This is a genomic window from Tabrizicola sp. (assembly GCF_041919135.1).
Lineage (GTDB): Bacteria > Pseudomonadota > Alphaproteobacteria > Rhodobacterales > Rhodobacteraceae > Tabrizicola.
In genome coordinates this window covers 144,564-162,367 of record NZ_JAYRUJ010000005.1, presented here as the reverse complement: position 1 = coordinate 162,367, position 17,804 = coordinate 144,564, and the positions used below count along the sequence as shown (strand labels likewise).

The 17,804-nt window shown below is 69.0% G+C and carries 13 protein-coding genes and 1 tRNA gene; 4 read left to right on the top strand and 10 right to left on the bottom strand.

From position 1 onward, the window contains the following. Window positions 1-4: 4 nt before the first annotated feature. Window positions 5-1,051, bottom strand: a complete 1,047-nt coding sequence (gene selD, locus ACE3UA_RS06045) for a selenide, water dikinase SelD (protein WP_374643523.1) — start codon at window positions 1,049-1,051, stop codon at window positions 5-7. 459 nt (window positions 1,052-1,510) lie between these two features. On the opposite strand from selD, the gene ftsH reads away from it, so the two are divergent. Both ftsH and ACE3UA_RS06035 read left to right on the top strand, forming a co-directional pair. After that, the gene (gene ftsH / locus ACE3UA_RS06040) at window positions 1,511-3,406 is read left to right on the top strand and encodes an ATP-dependent zinc metalloprotease FtsH (protein ID WP_374643522.1); all 1,896 of its coding nucleotides are present in this window, start codon (window positions 1,511-1,513) and stop codon (window positions 3,404-3,406) included. 7 nt (window positions 3,407-3,413) lie between these two features. Continuing rightward, on the top strand, window positions 3,414-4,970 hold the full coding sequence (locus ACE3UA_RS06035) for a phospholipase D family protein (RefSeq protein ID WP_374643521.1): 1,557 nt from the start codon (window positions 3,414-3,416) through the stop codon (window positions 4,968-4,970). A gap of 20 nt (window positions 4,971-4,990) precedes the next feature. Here ACE3UA_RS06035 and ACE3UA_RS06030 read toward each other — a convergent pair whose 3' ends face one another. The 8 genes from ACE3UA_RS06030 to fdnG all read right to left on the bottom strand — a co-directional run bounded on the left by ACE3UA_RS06030 (window position 4,991) and on the right by fdnG (window position 14,516). Then, window positions 4,991-5,368 (bottom strand): nuclear transport factor 2 family protein, encoded by a 378-nt coding sequence (locus tag ACE3UA_RS06030; RefSeq protein ID WP_374643520.1) that lies wholly within the window; start codon window positions 5,366-5,368, stop codon window positions 4,991-4,993. A 40-nt stretch (window positions 5,369-5,408) separates the two neighbouring features. Beyond that, window positions 5,409-5,504, bottom strand: a tRNA-Sec gene (locus tag ACE3UA_RS06025). A gap of 1 nt (window position 5,505) precedes the next feature. After that, complete coding sequence (gene selB, locus ACE3UA_RS06020; RefSeq protein WP_374643519.1) at window positions 5,506-7,407, bottom strand: selenocysteine-specific translation elongation factor; 1,902 nt, start codon at window positions 7,405-7,407, stop codon at window positions 5,506-5,508. Continuing rightward, window positions 7,404-8,780, bottom strand: a complete 1,377-nt coding sequence (gene selA, locus ACE3UA_RS06015; RefSeq protein WP_374643518.1) for an L-seryl-tRNA(Sec) selenium transferase — start codon at window positions 8,778-8,780, stop codon at window positions 7,404-7,406. Before selA ends, selB begins: the two co-directional genes overlap by 4 nt. Further along, window positions 8,780-9,676 (bottom strand): formate dehydrogenase accessory protein FdhE, encoded by an 897-nt coding sequence (gene fdhE, locus ACE3UA_RS06010; protein WP_374643517.1) that lies wholly within the window; start codon window positions 9,674-9,676, stop codon window positions 8,780-8,782. The genes selA and fdhE overlap by 1 nt, the downstream gene beginning before the upstream one ends. Before the next feature lie 78 nt (window positions 9,677-9,754). Continuing rightward, a complete protein-coding gene (locus ACE3UA_RS06005) occupies window positions 9,755-10,462 on the bottom strand; it encodes a formate dehydrogenase subunit gamma (protein WP_374643516.1) in 708 nt (235 codons plus the stop codon). Then, entirely contained in the window at window positions 10,459-11,436 is a 978-nt protein-coding gene (fdxH, locus tag ACE3UA_RS06000; protein ID WP_374643515.1) for a formate dehydrogenase subunit beta, read from the bottom strand. The genes ACE3UA_RS06005 and fdxH overlap by 4 nt, the downstream gene beginning before the upstream one ends. Then, complete coding sequence (fdnG, locus tag ACE3UA_RS05995; protein WP_374643514.1) at window positions 11,433-14,516, bottom strand: formate dehydrogenase-N subunit alpha; 3,084 nt, start codon at window positions 14,514-14,516, stop codon at window positions 11,433-11,435. Before fdnG ends, fdxH begins: the two co-directional genes overlap by 4 nt. 355 nt (window positions 14,517-14,871) lie before the next feature. On the opposite strand from fdnG, the gene ACE3UA_RS05990 reads away from it, so the two are divergent. Together ACE3UA_RS05990 and ACE3UA_RS05985 are read left to right on the top strand one after the other, a co-directional pair. Next, complete coding sequence (locus ACE3UA_RS05990) at window positions 14,872-16,188, top strand: MmgE/PrpD family protein (RefSeq protein ID WP_374643513.1); 1,317 nt, start codon at window positions 14,872-14,874, stop codon at window positions 16,186-16,188. Beyond that, window positions 16,188-17,024: a MaoC family dehydratase N-terminal domain-containing protein gene (locus ACE3UA_RS05985; RefSeq protein ID WP_374643512.1), complete on the top strand. Its 837-nt coding sequence runs from the start codon at window positions 16,188-16,190 to the stop codon at window positions 17,022-17,024. The genes ACE3UA_RS05990 and ACE3UA_RS05985 overlap by 1 nt, the downstream gene beginning before the upstream one ends. 95 nt (window positions 17,025-17,119) lie before the next feature. Here the strand turns inward: ACE3UA_RS05985 and ACE3UA_RS05980 are convergent, their stop codons facing one another. After that, window positions 17,120-17,794: a DUF1523 family protein gene (locus tag ACE3UA_RS05980; RefSeq protein WP_374643511.1), complete on the bottom strand. Its 675-nt coding sequence runs from the start codon at window positions 17,792-17,794 to the stop codon at window positions 17,120-17,122. Between the last annotated feature and the right edge of the window lie 10 nt (window positions 17,795-17,804).

Sequence of the window (17,804 nt, the reverse complement as noted above, 5' to 3'; positions counted from 1 at the left end):
GCCCCTACCCGGTGACGATCACGCCCCGACCAGTGCCGACCCTCCCGATCCGGCTCGCATTCTCGAAACCGTGGCGTCGGAAGACGGCCATGACCCGGTCCAGGCTGTCTTCCGCGCAGGCGACCAGCAGTCCGCCGCTGGTTTGCGGGTCGCCGAGCAGGGCGCGGTCAAGCTCGCCCAGCCCTTCCAGCCTGACGTCGTCGCCATAGCTGGCCCAGTTCCGCCCCGAAGCCCCGGTGATATGCCCCGCCGCCGCCAGATCGCGCACACCGGGCAAGAGCGGCACCGCAGGCCAGTCGATATGCACCGCACAGCCCGAGCCATGCGCCATTTCCAGCGCGTGCCCGGCAAGGCCGAAGCCGGTAACGTCGGTCATCGCGTGAACCCCCTCGATCCGGGCCAGATCGGGGCCGGGTGTGTTCAGCCGGGTGGTGCTGCCGATCATGGCCTCATGGCCGGCCGCGTCCAGCACCCCCTTCTTCAGCGCCGAGGAATAGACCCCGACCCCCAGCGGCTTGCCCAGCACCAGCACGTCGCCCGGCCGGGCATCGCGGTTCCGGCGGATATGCGCCGGATCGACCAGGCCGATCGCCACCAGGCCATAGAACGGCTCGACCGAGTCGATGGTATGGCCGCCCGCAATGACGATGCCGGCGGCCCGGCATGCCTCGGCCCCGCCATCCAGGATCCGGCCGATGGTTTGCGGTGACAGGACATTCACCGGCATCCCCACCAGGGCCAGCGCAAAGATCGGCGTCGCGCCCATGGCATAGACATCGGAAATCGCATTCGTTGCGGCAATGCGCCCGAACTCGCGCGGGTCATCCACCACCGGCATGAAGAAATCGGTCGTCGCCACCACCGCCTGATGCGCGTTGATCTGCCAGACAGCGGCATCGTCCGAGGTTTCGATGCCGACCAGAAGCTCCGGCGGCACCGGCATCGCGGTCGTGCCCCTCAGGATGTCCTGCAATACCGCCGGGGCGATCTTGCAGCCGCAACCGCCGCCATGGGCAAGCGAGGTCAGCCGGGGCTCGGGTTGGATGGTCATGCTGTCGGCTCCTGTCCGGTAGTCGGGCTGCGAACCGCCTCTGCGCTCTCCCGGCCAGGGCCGGGTGGAGGTTCGGCGGCGTGAACGGCGTCCCCGTGCATCGTGCTGCGATCGGTGACGGGCATAGCGGAGATCATGACGCCATTCCATGAGTCGTTGGCGCACGCCGCGAAGCCGCCGCCACGCTTTCAGCCCGGCAGGATTGGCCGAGCAAGCTCCCGCTCGGAACGGGAACGCCCCAAACGGCCGCAAACGGCGCTGGCGTCGATCAGGCGTCAGCTCTCGCGCGCGAACGGGACTGGCGCGGAAGCATCGCCGCGCTAACATCGGGCCGCTCATGGGAAGCCAGAGGGGGCAAGGATGCCGGCAACACGCAGGAAGACCGGCACAACCGGAAAAAGCGGTGGCAGCGACACCGGACCTCCGGTTCCGCCCGGGCGGACCTGGCCGATCTTCTTTTTGCTGCTCGGGATCAACTATTTCCTGTTCACCTCGTTCTACCCCGACGAGGATGCGCCCGTCCCCGTCTCCTACACCCTTTTCCGGGCCGAGCTGGCCAAGGACAATGTCGAGGCGATCCATACACGGGGCGAGGCGATCGAGGGCAAGTTCCGCGCCGCCGTCGCCTGGACGCCGCCCGCCGTCGAGGGCCGGCCTCCGGAAGCACCGCGCGAGGTCGGGACCTTCACCACCATCCTGCCGGTCTTCGTCGATCCGGGGCTGGAGACCGAGCTGATCGCCCGCAAGGTCGATATCCGGGCAACGCCGATCCAGACCGAGGCCAACCCGATCCTGTCGCTGCTGTTTTCCTTCGGCCCGGCGCTCCTGATCATCGGGCTTTACGTCTGGCTCTTCCGCCGGGCCGCGAAGCAGGGCGGGGGGCTGTTCGGCGGTATGGCCGGCATGGGCAAGAGCCGCGCCAGGCGTTTCGACAAGGAGACGGAAACGAAGGTCACCTTCGACGATGTTGCCGGGATCGACGAGGCCGAGAACGAGCTGGTCGAGATCGTGGATTTCCTGAAGAACCCCGAGAAATACACGCGGCTGGGCGGCACGGCCCCCAAGGGTGTGCTGCTGGTCGGCGCGCCGGGCACCGGCAAGACGCTGCTGGCCCGCGCCGTGGCGGGAGAGGCCGAGGTGCCGTTCTTCTCGATGAGCGGGGCGGAATTCGTCGAGATGATCGTGGGCGTCGGCGCGGCGCGGGTGCGCGATCTCTTCACCGAGGCGCGCAAGAATGCCCCCGCGATCATCTTCATCGACGAGATCGACTCGATCGGCCGCGCCCGGGGCCAGTCGGTGCTGGGCGGCGCCAGCGAGCAGGAGCAGACGCTGAACCAGATCCTGACCGAGATGGACGGCTTCTCCAGCCGCGAGGGCATCATCGTGCTGGCCGCGACCAACCAGCCCGACGTGCTGGACAAGGCGCTGTTGCGCGCGGGCCGGTTCGACCGGCGCGTGGTGGTGAACCTGCCCGACAAGACCGGGCGCATCGCGATCTTCCGGGTCCATACCCGCAACGTGCCCCTGGCCGATGACGTCGACCTCGACGATCTGGCGCAGACCACGCCCGGCGTTTCGGGGGCGGATATCAAGAACCTGGTGAACGAGGCCGCCCTGCTGGCGGCGCGGCGGCAGCAGGACCAGGTTCACCACAAGGATTTCCTCGACGCGCTGGAAAAGATCGTGCTGGGGCCAGAGCGCCCGATCATCCTGACCCATGCCGACCGCGAGCGGGTGGCCTATCACGAGGGTGGGCATGCAATCCTGGGGCTGGTCGTGCCGGGGGCCGATCCGGTCCACCGGGTCAGCATCGTGCCGCGCGGGCAGGCCCTGGGGGTTACCTACCAGCGCCCGCCGACCGACCGCTACAACTATCCCGAGGCCTATCTGCGCGCCCGGATCATCGGCATCCTTGGCGGCCGCGCCGCCGAGGAACTGGTCTACGGCACCCGCACCACGGGCGCGGAAAGCGACATCGAACAGGCCACCGCGCTGGCCCGCCAGATGGTCACCCGCTGGGGCATGAGCGATGCGCTTGGCATGGTCGAGCTTGCGCCGCGCCAGAACGCCTGGGTCGGGAATGCGGGATTCGGAGGAGCGAAGCCCTATAGCGAGGAAACCGCCCGCCTGATCGACAGGGAAATCCTTGGCATCATCAGCGCCTGCCACGACGAGGCGCGCCGCCTGCTGCAGGACCACCGGCGCGAGCTTGACCAGCTTGTCGCCGCGCTGATGGAACGAGAGACGCTGGACGAACAGGCGATCCTGGCCGCGACCGGCCTGCCTCCCGCGGCCGCGCTGGAGGATCGCCCGACCGCCGCGATGGCAGACCCCCCGAAACCACAGGCGCATTGAGGGCAGAGTGCTGCATCTTCTGGGGCAGATGGCGCTGGTGCTGGCGGGGATCGCAGCGGTTCTGGCTGCGGCGCATCTCGTCTACCGGCCGCCGCCGCTGGCGGGTCGCAGCCTGTCCCGGGCGATCCTGGCCTCGACCGAGACGCTGCTCGGCCGCCTCGCCCTCGAGGAAGCGGCGCGGCAGGACTTTGACAGCGGCGTGATCCCGCTTCTGGACGGGCCCAGCGCCTTTGCCGCGCGGATCGCACTGATCCGGACGGCAGAGGTCTCGCTGGACGTGCAATATTACATCTGGAGCCGGGACGCGACCGGGCTGATCCTTCTGGACGAGTTGCGCCGCGCGGCCGGGCGCGGGGTCCGCATCCGGCTCTTGCTGGACGACAACGGTATCGTCGGACTGGACGGCGAACTGGCCGCCCTTGACGCGCTGCCCCAGGTCGAGGTCCGGCTGTTCAATCCCTTCATCCTTCGCAGGATCAAGGCGCTCGGCTTTGCCTTCGACTTCGTGCGGCTGAACCGCAGGATGCACAACAAGTCGCTGACCGCCGATGGCGCGGTCAGCATCCTGGGCGGGCGCAACATCGGCGACATCTACTTCGGCTTTGCCAACGGGGTGCAGTTCGTCGACGCGGACGTGCTGGTGGCCGGCCAGATCGCCGCCGAGATCGGGGCCGATTTCGACCGCTATTGGCACAGCGGCTCGTCCCATCCGATCGCAAGTCTCGTCGCCGCGCCCTCTGCCGGCGGTCTTGAGCGGCTGGCGGTCGATGCCGGGCTGGCAGCGGCCACGGCCGGAGCGCGGCTGCATGTCGAGCATCTGCAGGGATCAGACCTCATCAACCGGATCGCGGCGGGGGAGCTGGCGTTCGAATGGACGGGGATGGCGCTGGTCAGCGACGATCCGGCCAAGGGATTGGGCCGGGCGGCCCAGAAGGATCACCTGTTTCCGCAGCTGATGGCGCTCCTGGCCCGGCCTGCGCGGTCGGTCGATCTGGTCTCGGCCTATTTCATCCCCGGCCGGCGGTTCTCGAAGCGGCTGGAGCGGCTGGCGAAAGAGGGCGTCCGCGTCCGCATCCTGACCAATTCGCAGGCGGCGACCGATGTCCTTGTCGTCCACAGCGCCTATGTGCGCTACCGGCCGCGCCTCTTGCGGGCGGGGGTGGGGCTTTACGAACTGCGCCCCGATTTCGCGATCGAGGATGACCCCGCGCCGCGCCGGCTGACCGGATCGCGCGCCAGCCTGCATTCCAAGACATTGGCCATCGACGAGGAGAGGATCTTCATCGGCTCGTTCAACTTCGACCCCCGGTCCCTGCTGCTGAACACGGAGATGGGTCTCCTGATCGACAGCCCCGGCATTGCGGGGGCGCTGGCGGGTGCCTTCGTCGACCGCTTCGCACCGGCCAGCTATGCCCCGGTCTGTGACGGCCGGCGCGTCGTCGGATGGGAGGAGACCGGCGCCGACGGAACCGTGACCCGCCACCGGATCGAACCGGGCACCAACCCCGCCTCGCGGATGCTGCTGCGGATTCTGGGCCTGTTGCCGATCGAATGGCTTCTCTGAGCCCCGGCCGCGCCTGTCCGTCAGGCCACGATCTTCCAGTATGAATCCTTCCGGATCACCTTGCCGTTCCCGAAGGTATAGAAGTCGCAGCCGCGCACGCGGATCTTCTCGCCCGCCGGCGTCGTGCCTGTCAGAAGCCACCGGGACATGCCGGTATTGCCGGTGGCGAAATTCTCGACCTCGCTGTAGTGGACGTCCGGCGTCGTCTCGAACCGCGTCATCAATCCCCGCCGCACCGCATCGCGGCCGTGGTATCGTCTTCCGTGCGGATCGGGGCCGCGCGGCAGGTCCAGACTGCAATCGTCCGCGAAATAACTCATGATCCTGTCGATATCATGCGCGTTGAACCCGGCGGCCAGGCCGTCGAGCGCGGCGAGTATGCGTCCTTCGTCCTCCATCGACCTTCTCCCTGATGCATGCGCCCCTATCCAGGGCCGGTGGCGGAGGGGAGTGGGAGTCGAACCCACCCGGGACAGGCTCGCTGCCCCAACCGATTTTGAAGACCGGCCGCCCCACCGGGGACGATTCCCTTCCCTCATTCGCCGAAAAGATCGGCGCGATGAGGATTTATGCGCCGCAGGTCGCCACGGCGCAAGGTAAGGCCATGGCGGTCGAGGAAATCCAGGATCTCGATGGCGACCTTGCGGCCGTTCTGCACCCGGTCGCGGAAGGCGGGGGCGGTGAACCAGCCATCTTCCGACTGCGCCGCGACATCGCGCAGGATCGCCACCATCTCGGCAGTGACCGCGCGCGCGAAGAAATGGTCCTGCGCGATCTGGTCGACCCGGCCCAGCCGTTGCGCCAGTTTCAGCACCCGGCGCACCTCGCGTTCGTCCACGGCGAAATCTTGCGCGAAATCGCGGACCCGCGGCGGGCGGAAGCGGCCCTGGCCCAGAAGCTGCGGCAGGATCCGTGCGAACAGCGCCTCATCCTCGGGCGAGAGCTGCACCTCGTGCCCCGGCAGGCGAAGGAAGGCCCCCTCCAGCGCCACCCGGCCCGCCTGCGCCTGATCGCGCAGGAAGGCCAGGAACTCGTCCTTCGGCAGGCGGGGGCTGAGGGCAAGGCGCAGCTTCTCGCGCCCGATGCCGGGAAGGTCGGGGTTCCCGGCATGGAAGGCGGCAAGCGTATCGGTCAGCGCGCGGCGGAGGCCCTGCATCTGCGCGGCCGACAGGGCAAGGCGGCCGACGATCTCGGCCCCCGCCGCCTCCCGGATCGCCGCAGGCGCCAGGGGCAGCGCCCGGTCGCGCAGGAAGCCGGGCAGGTCCACCGGGGCGACCGCCAGCATCCCCGCCAGCGCCGAGGCCGGGTCGCGGTCGCGCGCGGCGGCCAGGACGGCCAGCCGCTCCGGCGTCGACCGCTTGCGCGCCGGGGCCCGCAGGTCGAGGAAGATACCGCCCCCGATCGAGCGGCTGGCCGAGGTGTCGCGCAGGACGAAGCGGTCGCCGACGGCGGCGGCAATCGGGCGGTCCAGCACCAGTTGCACGAGCCCGCTTTCACCCGGAGCAATCTCGCCCCGCAGCGGCACGATGCGGGCCGCGACATCGGCGGCATGGCTGTGCAGCCGCGCCGGAAACCAGGTGCCGATGGGGCGGGGCTCGCTGGGCAGGACCGAAAGCTCGGCATCGATCCGGTCGGTCGGCGCGTGCAGCATGGGCGCAAGGATCATGTCGCCGCGATGGATCGCCGCCTTGGTCACCCCGTCCCCCGCCAGGTTCAGGGCGCAGCGTTGTCCGGCAAGGCCTTCCCTCGCCCGGTGGTTCTGCGCATGGATCCCGCGCACCCGCGCATTCAGGCCGGATGGGCTGATGATGACCGCATCCTCCAGCGCCACCCGCCCGGAGATCACCGTGCCGGTGACGATGGTGCCCGCCCCCGAAAGGGTGAAGCAGCGGTCGACGGCCAGCCGGAACGGCCCTTGCGCACTGCGCCGGGCGGTCTCGGCCTCCGCAGCGGCAAGGGCCGCGCGCAGATCGGCGATCCCCTCGCCGGTCAGCGAGGAGACGGGCAGGACGCCTGCGCCCGCAAGCGGAGTGCCGGCCAGCGCCGCGCGGATCTGCGCCGTGACCTCGGCCCGCCGCTCTGGTCCGGCAAGGTCGGCCTTGGTCAGCGCGACGATGCCGCGCGTCAGGTTCAGAAGGCTCAGGATCGCCAGATGCTCGCGGGTCTGCGGCATGATCCCGTCATCGGCGGCTACCACGAGAAGGGCAAAGTCGATCCCCCCGGCTCCGGCCAGCATGGTATGGATCAGCCGCTCGTGCCCCGGCACGTCGACGAAACCCGTCACCGCGCCGCCGCCAAGATCGGCATAGGCGAAGCCCAGCTCGATGGTGATGCCCCTTGCCTTTTCCTCGGCCAGCCGGTCGGCCTCGATCCCGGTCAGCGCCTTTACAAGGGCCGTCTTGCCGTGGTCGATATGACCCGCCGTGCCGATGATCATGTCCCGGCGAGCGCCCCAAGCAACGCCTCGTCCCGCTCCAGGCAGCGCAGGTCCAGGATCAGCGCGCCATCGTGGATGCGCCCGATCACCGGCAACGGCAGCGCGCGCAGCCATGCCGCCAGACGGTCGGGCGCATCGCCGCCGGGGCCGGTCAGCCGCAGGCCCGCGCTGGGGATCGTGTCGACCGGCAGCGCGCCCGAGCCGATCTGGCTGTCGCAGGCACAGGGCGCGGCGGCAAAGCCCTGCGGCGCCAGCGCGGCAGCGACCGGCGGGGCCAGCCGGGCCGCCTGGGCGGCGATCTCGGCCAGGGGCCGTGCCAGCAGGCGCAGGGTGGGCAGCCGTTCCGCCAGCCGGTCCGGGTCGCGGTAAAGGCGCAGCGTCGCCTCCAGCGCGGCGATGCGGATCTTGTCCAGCCGGAGCGCGCGCTTCATCGGGTTGCGGTTGATCGCCGCGACCAGATCGCGCCGGCCGACGATGAACCCCGCCTGCGGCCCGCCCAAGAGCTTGTCGCCCGAGAAGGTCACCAGATCCGCCCCCTCGGCCACCGCCTCGGCCACCGTCGGCTCGCGCCGCAGGCCGTAGGCCGACAGATCTACCAGCGAGCCCGAGCCGAGATCGTTCAGGAGCGGCACTCTCGCCGTCCTGGCGATCGCGGCCAGACGCGGAGCGGGAACCTCGGCGGTAAAGCCCTCGATCCGGTAGTTCGAGCAATGGACCTTCAGGATCAGCCCGGTCCGGTCGGTGAGCGCGGTTTCATAATCGGACGGGTGGGTGCGGTTGGTGGTGCCGACCTCGACCAGCCGCGTCCCGGCGCGGGTCATGATGTCGGGCATCCGGAAGGCGCCGCCGATCTCGATCAGCTCCCCGCGCGAGACGATGGCCTCGCGTCCCTCGGCCAGGGTGTTCAGCGCGATCAGCACGGCGGCGGCGTTGTTGTTGACCACCGTCGCATCCTCGGCCCCGGTCAAGTCGCACAAGAGGCCGCGCAGATGGTCGTCGCGCTGGCCGCGCCCGCCGCCGTCCAGGTCGAACTCCAGCGCCATCGGCTGGGCCATTGCCATGGCCGCGGCGCGGATCGCCTCCTCCGCCAGCAGGGCGCGGCCAAGGTTGGTGTGCAGCACCGTGCCCGTCAGGTTCAGCACCGGCCGCAGGCCCGGCCGGGCCGCGCGCGCCAGGTCGGCCGCCACCTCTCCGGCCAGCGCCCCGGCCAGCTTGGCACCGTCGCCGCCCGCGCGGATCGCCTGCCGCGCCGTGTCAAGCCGCGCGCGCAGCGCCGCCAGCACCTGCGCACGGCCATGCAGCGCAACCAGCCCCGCGCCGCAGTCGGACAGCAGGAACTGGTCAGCCGAGGGCAGGGCGCGGAAGTCCGGCATCAGTAACCCGCGAGGAACGGGTGGAAGCCGCCGCGCCGCAGGCCCGTATCCCGCATCATCAGGTCAAGGCCAAGGCTGCCGACATCATCGGCCACCGGATCAAGGCTGTGGTTCTTCGTGCGATGGAAGATCTTCAGCCAGGACCGGCATTCGGCGCAGGTCTCGGCCTTGACCGAGGCCTCGTGCGTCTCGGCCGAGCGGTAGCCGATCCCCTTGGTCGAGCCGCAGCACAGGCACTTGACCCGCACCTCGTTCCACTGCGTCGCGCAGCCAGAGCAGGTGGCATAGCGGACATTCTCGATCCCCGGCGTCGCCATCACGGTGGAACTGACCGGAAGCCCGCCGCAGGCGGGGCAGGTGCCGGTCCCGACCGGCGCAAGCGCCCCGGGGTCAAGCCGCGCGGCCAGGCGCGCCAGGTGGACCTGCACCGCGGCGGCGGCGAAAAGATGCGCGGCGGCGCTGTCGTCGGGGATCGTGTCGGACAGGATGTTGCCCAGAAGCCAGCGCCGGTCCTCCGCCCCCGCCTGCGAGACCGCCTCCAGCGCAAGGCGGGCGGGGTCGGGCATGTCCAGCCCGGCGGCCCCGTTGCACAGCGCGGCAAGGGTATCGTGCAGGGCGGGATCGTCCAGCAGAAGCGGGCGGTCGATCACCGGCATCCCGCCGCCCCTGCCGGAGGGCAGCGGGGCCGGGGAAGGCAGGGTCACCGCGAGCCGGGCCTGAAGGGCCGACAGATCGCCCAGGAACGCCAGATAGGGCCCAAGGCGGCTGTCCTTGGCCAGAAAGCCGAAGCGCCGCGCGCGGGACTGGAAGACCGCGACGGGATCGGGAAGGAAGACGAAGGGGGCCTCGGGCACGCCGCCAATGACGGAAGGATCGGGTTCAAGCGTTTCTGCCATCTGCTCTCCGGGCCGACCGGCCACGTCAGGAATGGATTGGAACCGGCGGCCGCGACCGGCCGCGCTGCACTTGTGCCGTCATTCTGCCGGGCCGCGGCTTTGCCGTCCAGCCAACTCGCGCAGCCATTTCCGGTGGTGCCGCCAGGCCCAGCCCCCGGTCACCGTGCCCCGCGTCATGGCGCGCAGCGTCCCGCGCGTCCAGAAGGCCGCATAGACATGCAGGATGAAGACCAGGATCATCGCCACCGCCGCCAGCGCATGGACCGCCACCGCGATCCGCCGCGCCGGGATCGAGGCCAGCGACGGCGCCTGCGCGGCCCAGAGGGGAAGCTGCTCCTCCCAGATCATCACGCCGGTGACGATCAGCACCACGATCAGCCCCGCCATCGCCCAGAAGACCAGCTTCTGCCCGGCGTTGTACTTGCCAAGCTCGGGCAGGCGTTCCTCGTGGTTGCTGACCACATCGCCCAGATGCGACAGCCATACCCGATCCTCGCGCCGGGGCAGGTTCAGCCGCCACAGCTGCAGGAACAGGATCAGGAAGCTGAAGAATAGCACCACGCCGATGACCGGATGCAGCCAGCGCACCGTCGCACCGCCCCCGAACAGGGCGGAGAGCGGATAGAGCACGGGGTGGAACAGCGCCAGGCCGGACAGCGCCAGCAGGATCAGCGACAGTGCCGTCACCCAGTGGTTCAGCCGGGTGAGGCCACGGTAACGGCTGACGGTCACCGGCCGGAGGCTGGCGATATGGTCGCGGCGTTCGGAATGGACGGGTTTCATCATGCGCCCTCCCCCGGACCGGCTGTCCCGGATTTCACCAGCTTCTCGGCCGCCGCCTCGTCCGAGGGCTCGACGACATTCGCCCGCCCGAAGACCCCGTGCAGCGCCGCGCCCACCGCCGCCAGGCCGATGGCGGCAAGGCCCACGGTCTTGGCCGGGCCCTTCCAGCCCTCGACCACGGGGGCGATCTGCGGATCCTCCGGCAACCCGGCATAAAGCCCGGGCTGGTCGGCGTGGTGCAGCACATACATGACATGCGTGCCGCCCACGCCCGGCGGATCGTAGAGACCGGCGTTCTCATAGCCGCGCGACTTCAGGTCGGCGATCCGCTCCTCGGCATGGGCGGTCATCTCCTCCTTGGTGCCGAAGACGATGGCCTGGGTCGGGCAGGCCTTGGCGCAGGCCGGTCCCTGGCCCACTGCGACCCGGTCCGAGCAGAGCGTGCATTTCTTCGCCACATGCGCCGTCTTGTGGATGCGCGGCACGTTGAACGGGCAACCCGTGACGCAATAGCCGCAGCCGATGCAGTTCTCCGAGATGAAGTCCACGATGCCGTTGGAATACTGCACGATGGCGCCGGGGGCCGGGCAGGCCTTCAGGCAACCCGGATCCTCGCAATGCATGCAACCGTCCTTGCGGATCAGCCATTCGAAGTCGCCCTCGGGGTTCTCGTATTCGGTGAACCGCATCAGGGTATACATCTCGGGCGTCAGGTCATGCGGGTTCTCGTAGATCCCCACATTCTCCTCAAGCTCGGGATGGGTGTCGTTCCACTCGATGCAGGCCGACTGGCAGGCCTTGCAGCCGATGCATTTCGACACGTCGATCAGCTTGGCCACTTTGGTCAGCTGCCGGTCCGGCTGCGGCCGTCCGCGCGTGGCCGAGATCCGCACCACATCCGAGGGCAGGAGGTTCGACTCCAGCGGCTCGACCGGCGGGTTGGCGATAGCCGTGGTCGGTTCGGATGCCGTCGTCATGCCACCACCTCCCCTTCCGCGCGCTCGATGTTGACGAGATAGGCCTTGAACTCGGGCGTCTCGATGTTGGCGTCGCCGACGAAGGGCCCCAGCGTGTTCGAGCCGAAGCCCTTGCGCGCCGCCCCCTTGAAGCCCCAGTGGATCGGGATGCCGACGACATGCACCGGCTTGCCGTCGCAGATCAGCGGCCGGATCCGGCGCGTGACCAGCGCCTTGGCCCAGACCTGCCCGCGCTTGGACCAGACCCGCACCCGGTCGCCCTTCGAGATGCCGCGCTCGGCCGCCAGCTCCTCGCTGATCTCCACGAAGAACTCGGGCTGCAACACGGCGTTCACCCGGTTGTGCTTGGTCCAGTAGTGGAAATGCTCGGTCAGGCGGTAAGAGGTGGCGACGAAGGGAAACTCGCTCCGGTCGCCCAGTTGCGCGAGGTCGCCCTCGAACATCCGGGCCACCGGATTGCCGCGCATCGCCGGGTTCAGCGGGTTCTCCACCGGGCTTTCGAAGGGCTCCATATGGCTTGGGAACGGCCCGTCCCGCATCAGCCTGCGCGCGAAGAAGCGGCCGGTCCCCTCGGGCGTCATGATGAAGGGGCCGACCTCGCCCGGCTTCGCGGTGACGGCGATGTCGGGCACGTCGAACCCGGCCCATTTCTCGCCATCCCATTCGATCAGCTTGCGCGTCGGGTCCCAGGGCTTGCCTGACAGGTCGCAGGAGGCGCGGTTGTACAGCACCCTGCGGTTGGCGGGCCAGGAGAAGGCCCAGTTCTGGAACGTCCCCATGTCGCCCGGATCGCTGTTGTCGCGCCGGGCCATCATGTTGCCGTCCTCGGTCCAGCAGCCCGTGTAGATCCAGCAGCCGGCCATGGTCGAACCGTCGTCGCGCAACTGGCCGAAACCCGACAACTGCTTGCCCGGCTCGACCAGGACCTTGGTCGGGTCCGTCAGGTCATGCACCGGACCGATCGCGCGCCCGTTCAATTCGCGCGCCAGTTCCTCGGCCGTCGGTTCCTCGGGGTCGGCATAGTCCCAGGCCAGGTTCAGGATCGGCTCCGGCGCCTTGCCGCCTTCCTCGGCGTACAGTTTGCGCAGGCGCTGGAAGACGTTGGCCATGATCCAGGTGTCGGTCTTCGCCTCGCCCGGAGGGGTGGCGCCCTTCCAGTGCCACTGCAGCCAGCGCCCCGAGTTGACGGTGGCGCCGTCGTCCTCGGCAAAGCAGGTCGTCGGCAGTTCCAGCACCTCGGTCTGGATCTGCGCCGGGTCCACGTCGTTGTAGATGCCGTGGTTTTCCCAGAACGCGGCGGTTTCCGTCTCCAGCGGGTCCATCACGACCAGAAGCTTCAGCTTGCCGAAGGCCTCGGTCATCTTGGCCCGGTTGGGGAAGGCCAGAAGCGGGTTGAACCCCTGGCAGAAGTAGAGGTTCACCTGCCCGTTCGCCATCATGTCGAACATGCGCAGCGCGTCGTATTGCGCGATGTCCAGCTTCGGCAGCCAGTCGTAGCCCCAGCCGTTCCCGGCCGTGGCCTTGTCGCCCCACATCGCCTTCATGAAGCTGACCATGAACTTGCCGTAGTTCTGCAGATAGCTCATCTGGTTGGGGAACAGGGGCTTGTTCCCCCGCGTCGACATGTAGGTGGTGTAGTCCGTCTCGCTCTCGCGCGGGATGGCGAGGTAGCCGGGGATCAGGTTCGACATCAGGCCCACATCGGTCAGGCCCTGGATGTTGGAATGCCCGCGCAAGGCGTTCATCCCGCCCCCGGCCAGCCCGATGTTGCCCAGAAGCAGCTGGAGCATGGCCATTCCGCGGATGTTCTGCGATCCCTTCGAATGCTGGGTCCAGCCCAGGGCATACATCGAGGTCATCACCTTGTCGGGTGCCGAGGTTTCCCCGATCATCTCGCAGATCTTCAGGTAGCGGTCCTTCGGCGTGCCGCAGAGGTTCTCCACGAATTCCGGCGTGTAGACCTCGACATGCGCCTTCAGCAGGTTCCAGACGCAATGCGGGTCCTGCAGCGTCGGGTCGGTCCTGACGAACCCGTCCTCGCCGATCTGGTATTCCCAGCTGCTCTGGTCATAGTTCCGGGTCTCCGGGTCATAGCCCGTGAACAGCCCGTCCTCCCAGCCGAAGCCCTCGTTCACGAGATAGGTCGCATTGGTGTAGTTCTTCACATACTCCCACTGCACCTTGTCGTTTTCGATGCACCAGCGGATCACGCCCATCAGCCAGGCGATGTCGGTGCCGGGCCGGATCGGGGCATAGTAATCCGCCACGCTGGCCGAGCGGGTGAAGCGCGGATCGACCACGATCAGCTTGGCGCCGCGTTTCGCCTTGGCCTCGGTCACCCATTTGAAGCCGCAGGGATGCGCCTCGGCGGCATTGCCGCCCATGATGACCACCAGGTCGGTGTTCTTGATGTCGGTCCAGGAGTTGGTCATCGCTCCACGGCCAAAGGTCGGGCCCAAACTGGACACCGTGGGGCCGTGTCAGACGCGCGCCTGGTTGTCGAAACCGACGATTCCCATCGCCCGGACCGTCTTGTAGGTCAGCCAGGCGGTCTCGTTCGTGGTGGCCGAGGCGGCAAGATAGCCGGTCGTCGTCCAGCGGTTGACGGTGACGCCCTTGTCGTTCTTCTCGATCAGGTTGGCGTCGCGGTCGTCCTTCAGCGCGCGGGCGATCTTGTCCAGCGCCTCGTCCCAGCCGATGTCCTGGAAGCGGTCGGCGCCGGGCGCGCGATAGCGCGGGCGGGTCAGGCGGGTCTCGGCCCGGACATAGTCCTTCAGCGCCGCGCCCTTGGGGCAAAGCGTGCCGCGGTTGGTCGGATGGTCGGCATCGCCCTCGATATGCAGAAGCTCGGCCGTCTCGCCCGCGGCAAGGTCGCCCTTGGAATACATGATGATCCCGCAGGCCACCGAGCAATAGGTACAGATGTTGCGGGTCTCGGTCGTGGCGACCAGCTTGAAGGGCCGCACATGCGCCGCCTCTGCCGCCTCTGCCGCGCCGAACCCCATGGCCCCGAGTGTGGTTGTCGCTACCCCTGTTCCGGCCAGGGCCAGGAACCCGCGGCGCGAAAGGTCGATTGTCATCAGCCCCTCCTACTGCCCATCGATCGGATATGTCCGGGGATGGTCCCCCCAATCCGCTCCTGTGTCAACCTGTCGCGGGCCGGTCGCGACCTGCAAGTGGTCGTGGCTCAAGGAAATAGCCGGAGCCTGCCGCACATCGCCGTCGCGACGGGATCCGGCACGATAACGCACCGCAAAGGATCGGTCCTGCGTTTTGCGGCCTTCCGCATCGCCTGCATCGGCCGAACTGGCGTCTTGCCGGGCGCAAGTTCCGCAAGGCCCCGTTTTGCCAGGGCCCGATCTCGACCAGCCCGATCTTGTGCTGTATCACCGAACAGGTGCTTGGCCTGCCGAAATCCCATGGAGAGACGCGCACATGACGACGCTGGAGCACGTCCTCGACCTGGCCGCGCTGCCCGCCTCGTCCATCCCGGCCGCGGCCCGCCAGGCCGCCCGCTTCTCGCTTTACGACTGGATGGTCTGTGGCCTTGCCGGCACCACCGAACCCCTGGCGGTGCTCCTGCGCAAGGTGATTGGGGCCGAGGGCGGGCATCCTGTCGCCAGCGCCTTCGGCGGCCCGGCCCTGCCCGCCCGCGCCGCCGCGCTGGTGAACGGCGCGACAAGTCATGCGCTGGACTATGACGACACTCACTTCGCCCATGTCGGCCACCCCTCGGTCGGCATCTACCCCGCCGCCCTTGCCGCGGCCGAGGCAGTGGACGCCTCCGCCGCCGATCTTGCCGACGCCTTCCTTCTGGGGGCCGAGGCTTCGGTCCGCATCGGCATGCAACTCGGTGCGGTGCATTACAACCGCGGCTTCCACCAGACCGCCACCGCCGGGGCCTTCGGCGCGACCATCGCGGCCGGGCGGCTTTACGGGCTGGACCGGGGGCGGATGCGGGCCGCGATCGGGCTGTGCGCCACCCGCGCCTCGGGGCTGAAATCGCAGTTCGGCACCATGGGCAAGCCCTATAACGCCGGGATTGCCGCCGCGAACGGGGTGGAATGCGCGGCGCTGGCGCTTGCGGGCCTCACCTCGGCCGACGACGGGCTGGAAGGGCCGCAGGGCTTTGTCCCCAGCCATTCCGACGCGCCGGTGACCACGGGTATCTGGGACGCGCCGCCGCCCGGCCGCTTCCTCTTCACCGATGTGAAATACAAGCTGCACGCCTGCTGCCACGGCACCCATGCGATGATCGAGGCGCTGGCCGCGCTGAAGGCCGCGGCGGGCCTCGACCCCGCGCAGGTGGCCGCGATCCGCCTGCGCACCAGCCCGCGCTGGCTGCGCGTCTGCGACCTCAAGGCCCCGCGCACCGGGTTGGAGGTGAAGTTCTCCTATGCCTGGCTGGCCGGAATGGTGCTGGCGGGCATCCCCACCGCCGCCGACACCGCCTATACCGATGCGCTTGCCGCCGACCCCGCGCTTGCCGCCTTCGCGGGCCGGGTCCAGGTCACGGGCGACGCCGCGGTGGATGACATGCAGGCCGTGGGCGAGGTGGTGCTGGCCCTCGGCGGCATCCTGCCCTTTGCCCATGACCTTGCCGCCCCGATCCCGGCCCAGGCCTTGCAGGCCAGCCTGCGCGCCAAGGGTCGCGGGCTTCTGGGTGATCGGGCCGAGCAGCTCTGGACCGCCGTCGCCGGGCTCGACGGGCTTTCGGCCCGGGCGCTGGGCAAGATGCTGGGGACAGGCTGATGGGGCAGGGGGCGGCACCCGACCATCGGGACTGGATCGGACGCAGCTGGACCCGCTCCGATCAGGTCTCGGACCGGCTGATCGCCGAATGCCGCGCCACCCTTTCCGGCCTTCTCGGACCGGGCGCGGTGCCGCCCGGCCTGCACTGGGCGCTGGCCCCCGATCTGGCCAGGCCCGAGGCGCTGGGCCGCGACGGCCATCCCCGGCAGGGTCTCTTCGTGCCCGAACTGCCCCTGCCGCGCCGGATGTGGGCGGGGGGCGAGCTGGTGCTGCATCGCCCCCTCGACCCCGGTGACACCGTCGACCGGCAAACCACCGTCACCGACATCGCCTTCAAGCAGGGCTCGACCGGGCCGCTGGGCTTTGTCACCCTGCGCCATGTCCTGACCGTGGCCGGGGATCTGCGGCTTGAGGAACGGCAGGACCTCGTCTACCGCGGCGACCCGGAACCGGGCGCCCCCGCGCCGCAGCCACCCCGCGCCGTGCCATGGGTCGCGCCCCGAAGCTGGGCCGTGACCCCCGATCCGGTGCTTCTGTTCCGCTATTCGGCGCTGACCTTCAACGGCCACCGCATCCATTACGACCACGCCTATGCCACCGGAGTCGAAGGCTATGCCGGGCTGGTGGTGCATGGGCCGATGCAGGCGGTCTGGATGCTGAACCTCGCCACCGAGATCCTGGGCCGCCTGCCCGCGCGCTTTCGCTATCGCGGCCTCAGCCCGCTGATCTGCGGCCTCCCGGTGCGGATCGAGGCGCAGGAGCAAGCGGGAGAGATCGCCCTCAGGGTGCGGACGGAAGACGGCAGCCTTGCGACGCAGGCCAGCGCCACGCCCTGAGCCGGTCCGGACCGCCTGTCCCCGCGCTGGCCGCGCCGGACCGCGAGGAGCGATGGCAGGTCGTCCAGGGGCTCATGGCCGGGCGCGGCCGCCCCCTACTTCTTCGCCCTCCAGGTATTCAGCCAGGCCCCCATGCGGCCAAGGAAACCGCGCGCCTCCTTGCGGGCATTCCCGGCCCTGGCCTCGACCGAATCCCAGGCCTCGCCCGCATCGGCCAGCGCAGGGTCGACCATGCGCTCGCGGAACTGCAGCCACATGCGGCGGATCATCAGCACGACGAAGGCCAGGAAGGCCAGGATCACGATATTGACCCAAGGGACGAGGCGCACGTCCGGCCCGGCAACCGGAGTGATCTTCACGGCATTCGGGAAGGCCGAGAAGATCGGCAGCCGCCAGCCATAATGCGTCACCGCCACCCATTGCGGCGCCGAGGCGGTCGACCGGAGGTTTCCCGCCTCGGCCTGGAGGCTCGAACTGTCGTATTTGAAATAGGGCGGCCAGACCCAGCCGGTATCCTCGTTGCGGTAGACCATCACGCTGCCGTCCTGGAAGGCGGCGTCGATGAACAGGATGTCGCGGGTCATCTGGCTCTCTTGCCCCGATCCGGTGTCGCCGATGGCATAGAACATCCAGTTCGCGCCGATGGTGGTGATCTGGTTGCGGGTGTCGGTGATATAGACGATGTCCCGCTGCGGCAGGGTATAGTGCAGGAACAGCCCCACGATCAGGATCAGCACGATCCGGATGCCCCATTTGATCCTGGTCCACATCGGCCCGTCC

What these genes read in the sequence shown, in the direction of transcription:
- fdxH (WP_374643515.1), bottom strand. Translation starts at nt 11,436, where the DNA reads ATGACGACGGCATCCGAACCGACCACGGCTATCGCCAACCCGCCGGTC.
- ACE3UA_RS05990 (WP_374643513.1), top strand. Translation starts at nt 14,872, where the DNA reads ATGACGACGCTGGAGCACGTCCTCGACCTGGCCGCGCTGCCCGCCTCG.
- ACE3UA_RS05985 (WP_374643512.1), top strand. Translation starts at nt 16,188, where the DNA reads ATGGGGCAGGGGGCGGCACCCGACCATCGGGACTGGATCGGACGCAGC.
- selA (WP_374643518.1), bottom strand. Translation starts at nt 8,780, where the DNA reads ATGCCGGACTTCCGCGCCCTGCCCTCGGCTGACCAGTTCCTGCTGTCC.
- selD (WP_374643523.1), bottom strand. Translation starts at nt 1,051, where the DNA reads ATGACCATCCAACCCGAGCCCCGGCTGACCTCGCTTGCCCATGGCGGC.
- fdhE (WP_374643517.1), bottom strand. Translation starts at nt 9,676, where the DNA reads ATGGCAGAAACGCTTGAACCCGATCCTTCCGTCATTGGCGGCGTGCCC.
- selB (WP_374643519.1), bottom strand. Translation starts at nt 7,407, where the DNA reads ATGATCATCGGCACGGCGGGTCATATCGACCACGGCAAGACGGCCCTT.
- ACE3UA_RS06005 (WP_374643516.1), bottom strand. Translation starts at nt 10,462, where the DNA reads ATGATGAAACCCGTCCATTCCGAACGCCGCGACCATATCGCCAGCCTC.
- ACE3UA_RS06030 (WP_374643520.1), bottom strand. Translation starts at nt 5,368, where the DNA reads ATGGAGGACGAAGGACGCATACTCGCCGCGCTCGACGGCCTGGCCGCC.
- ACE3UA_RS05980 (WP_374643511.1), bottom strand. Translation starts at nt 17,794, where the DNA reads ATGTGGACCAGGATCAAATGGGGCATCCGGATCGTGCTGATCCTGATC.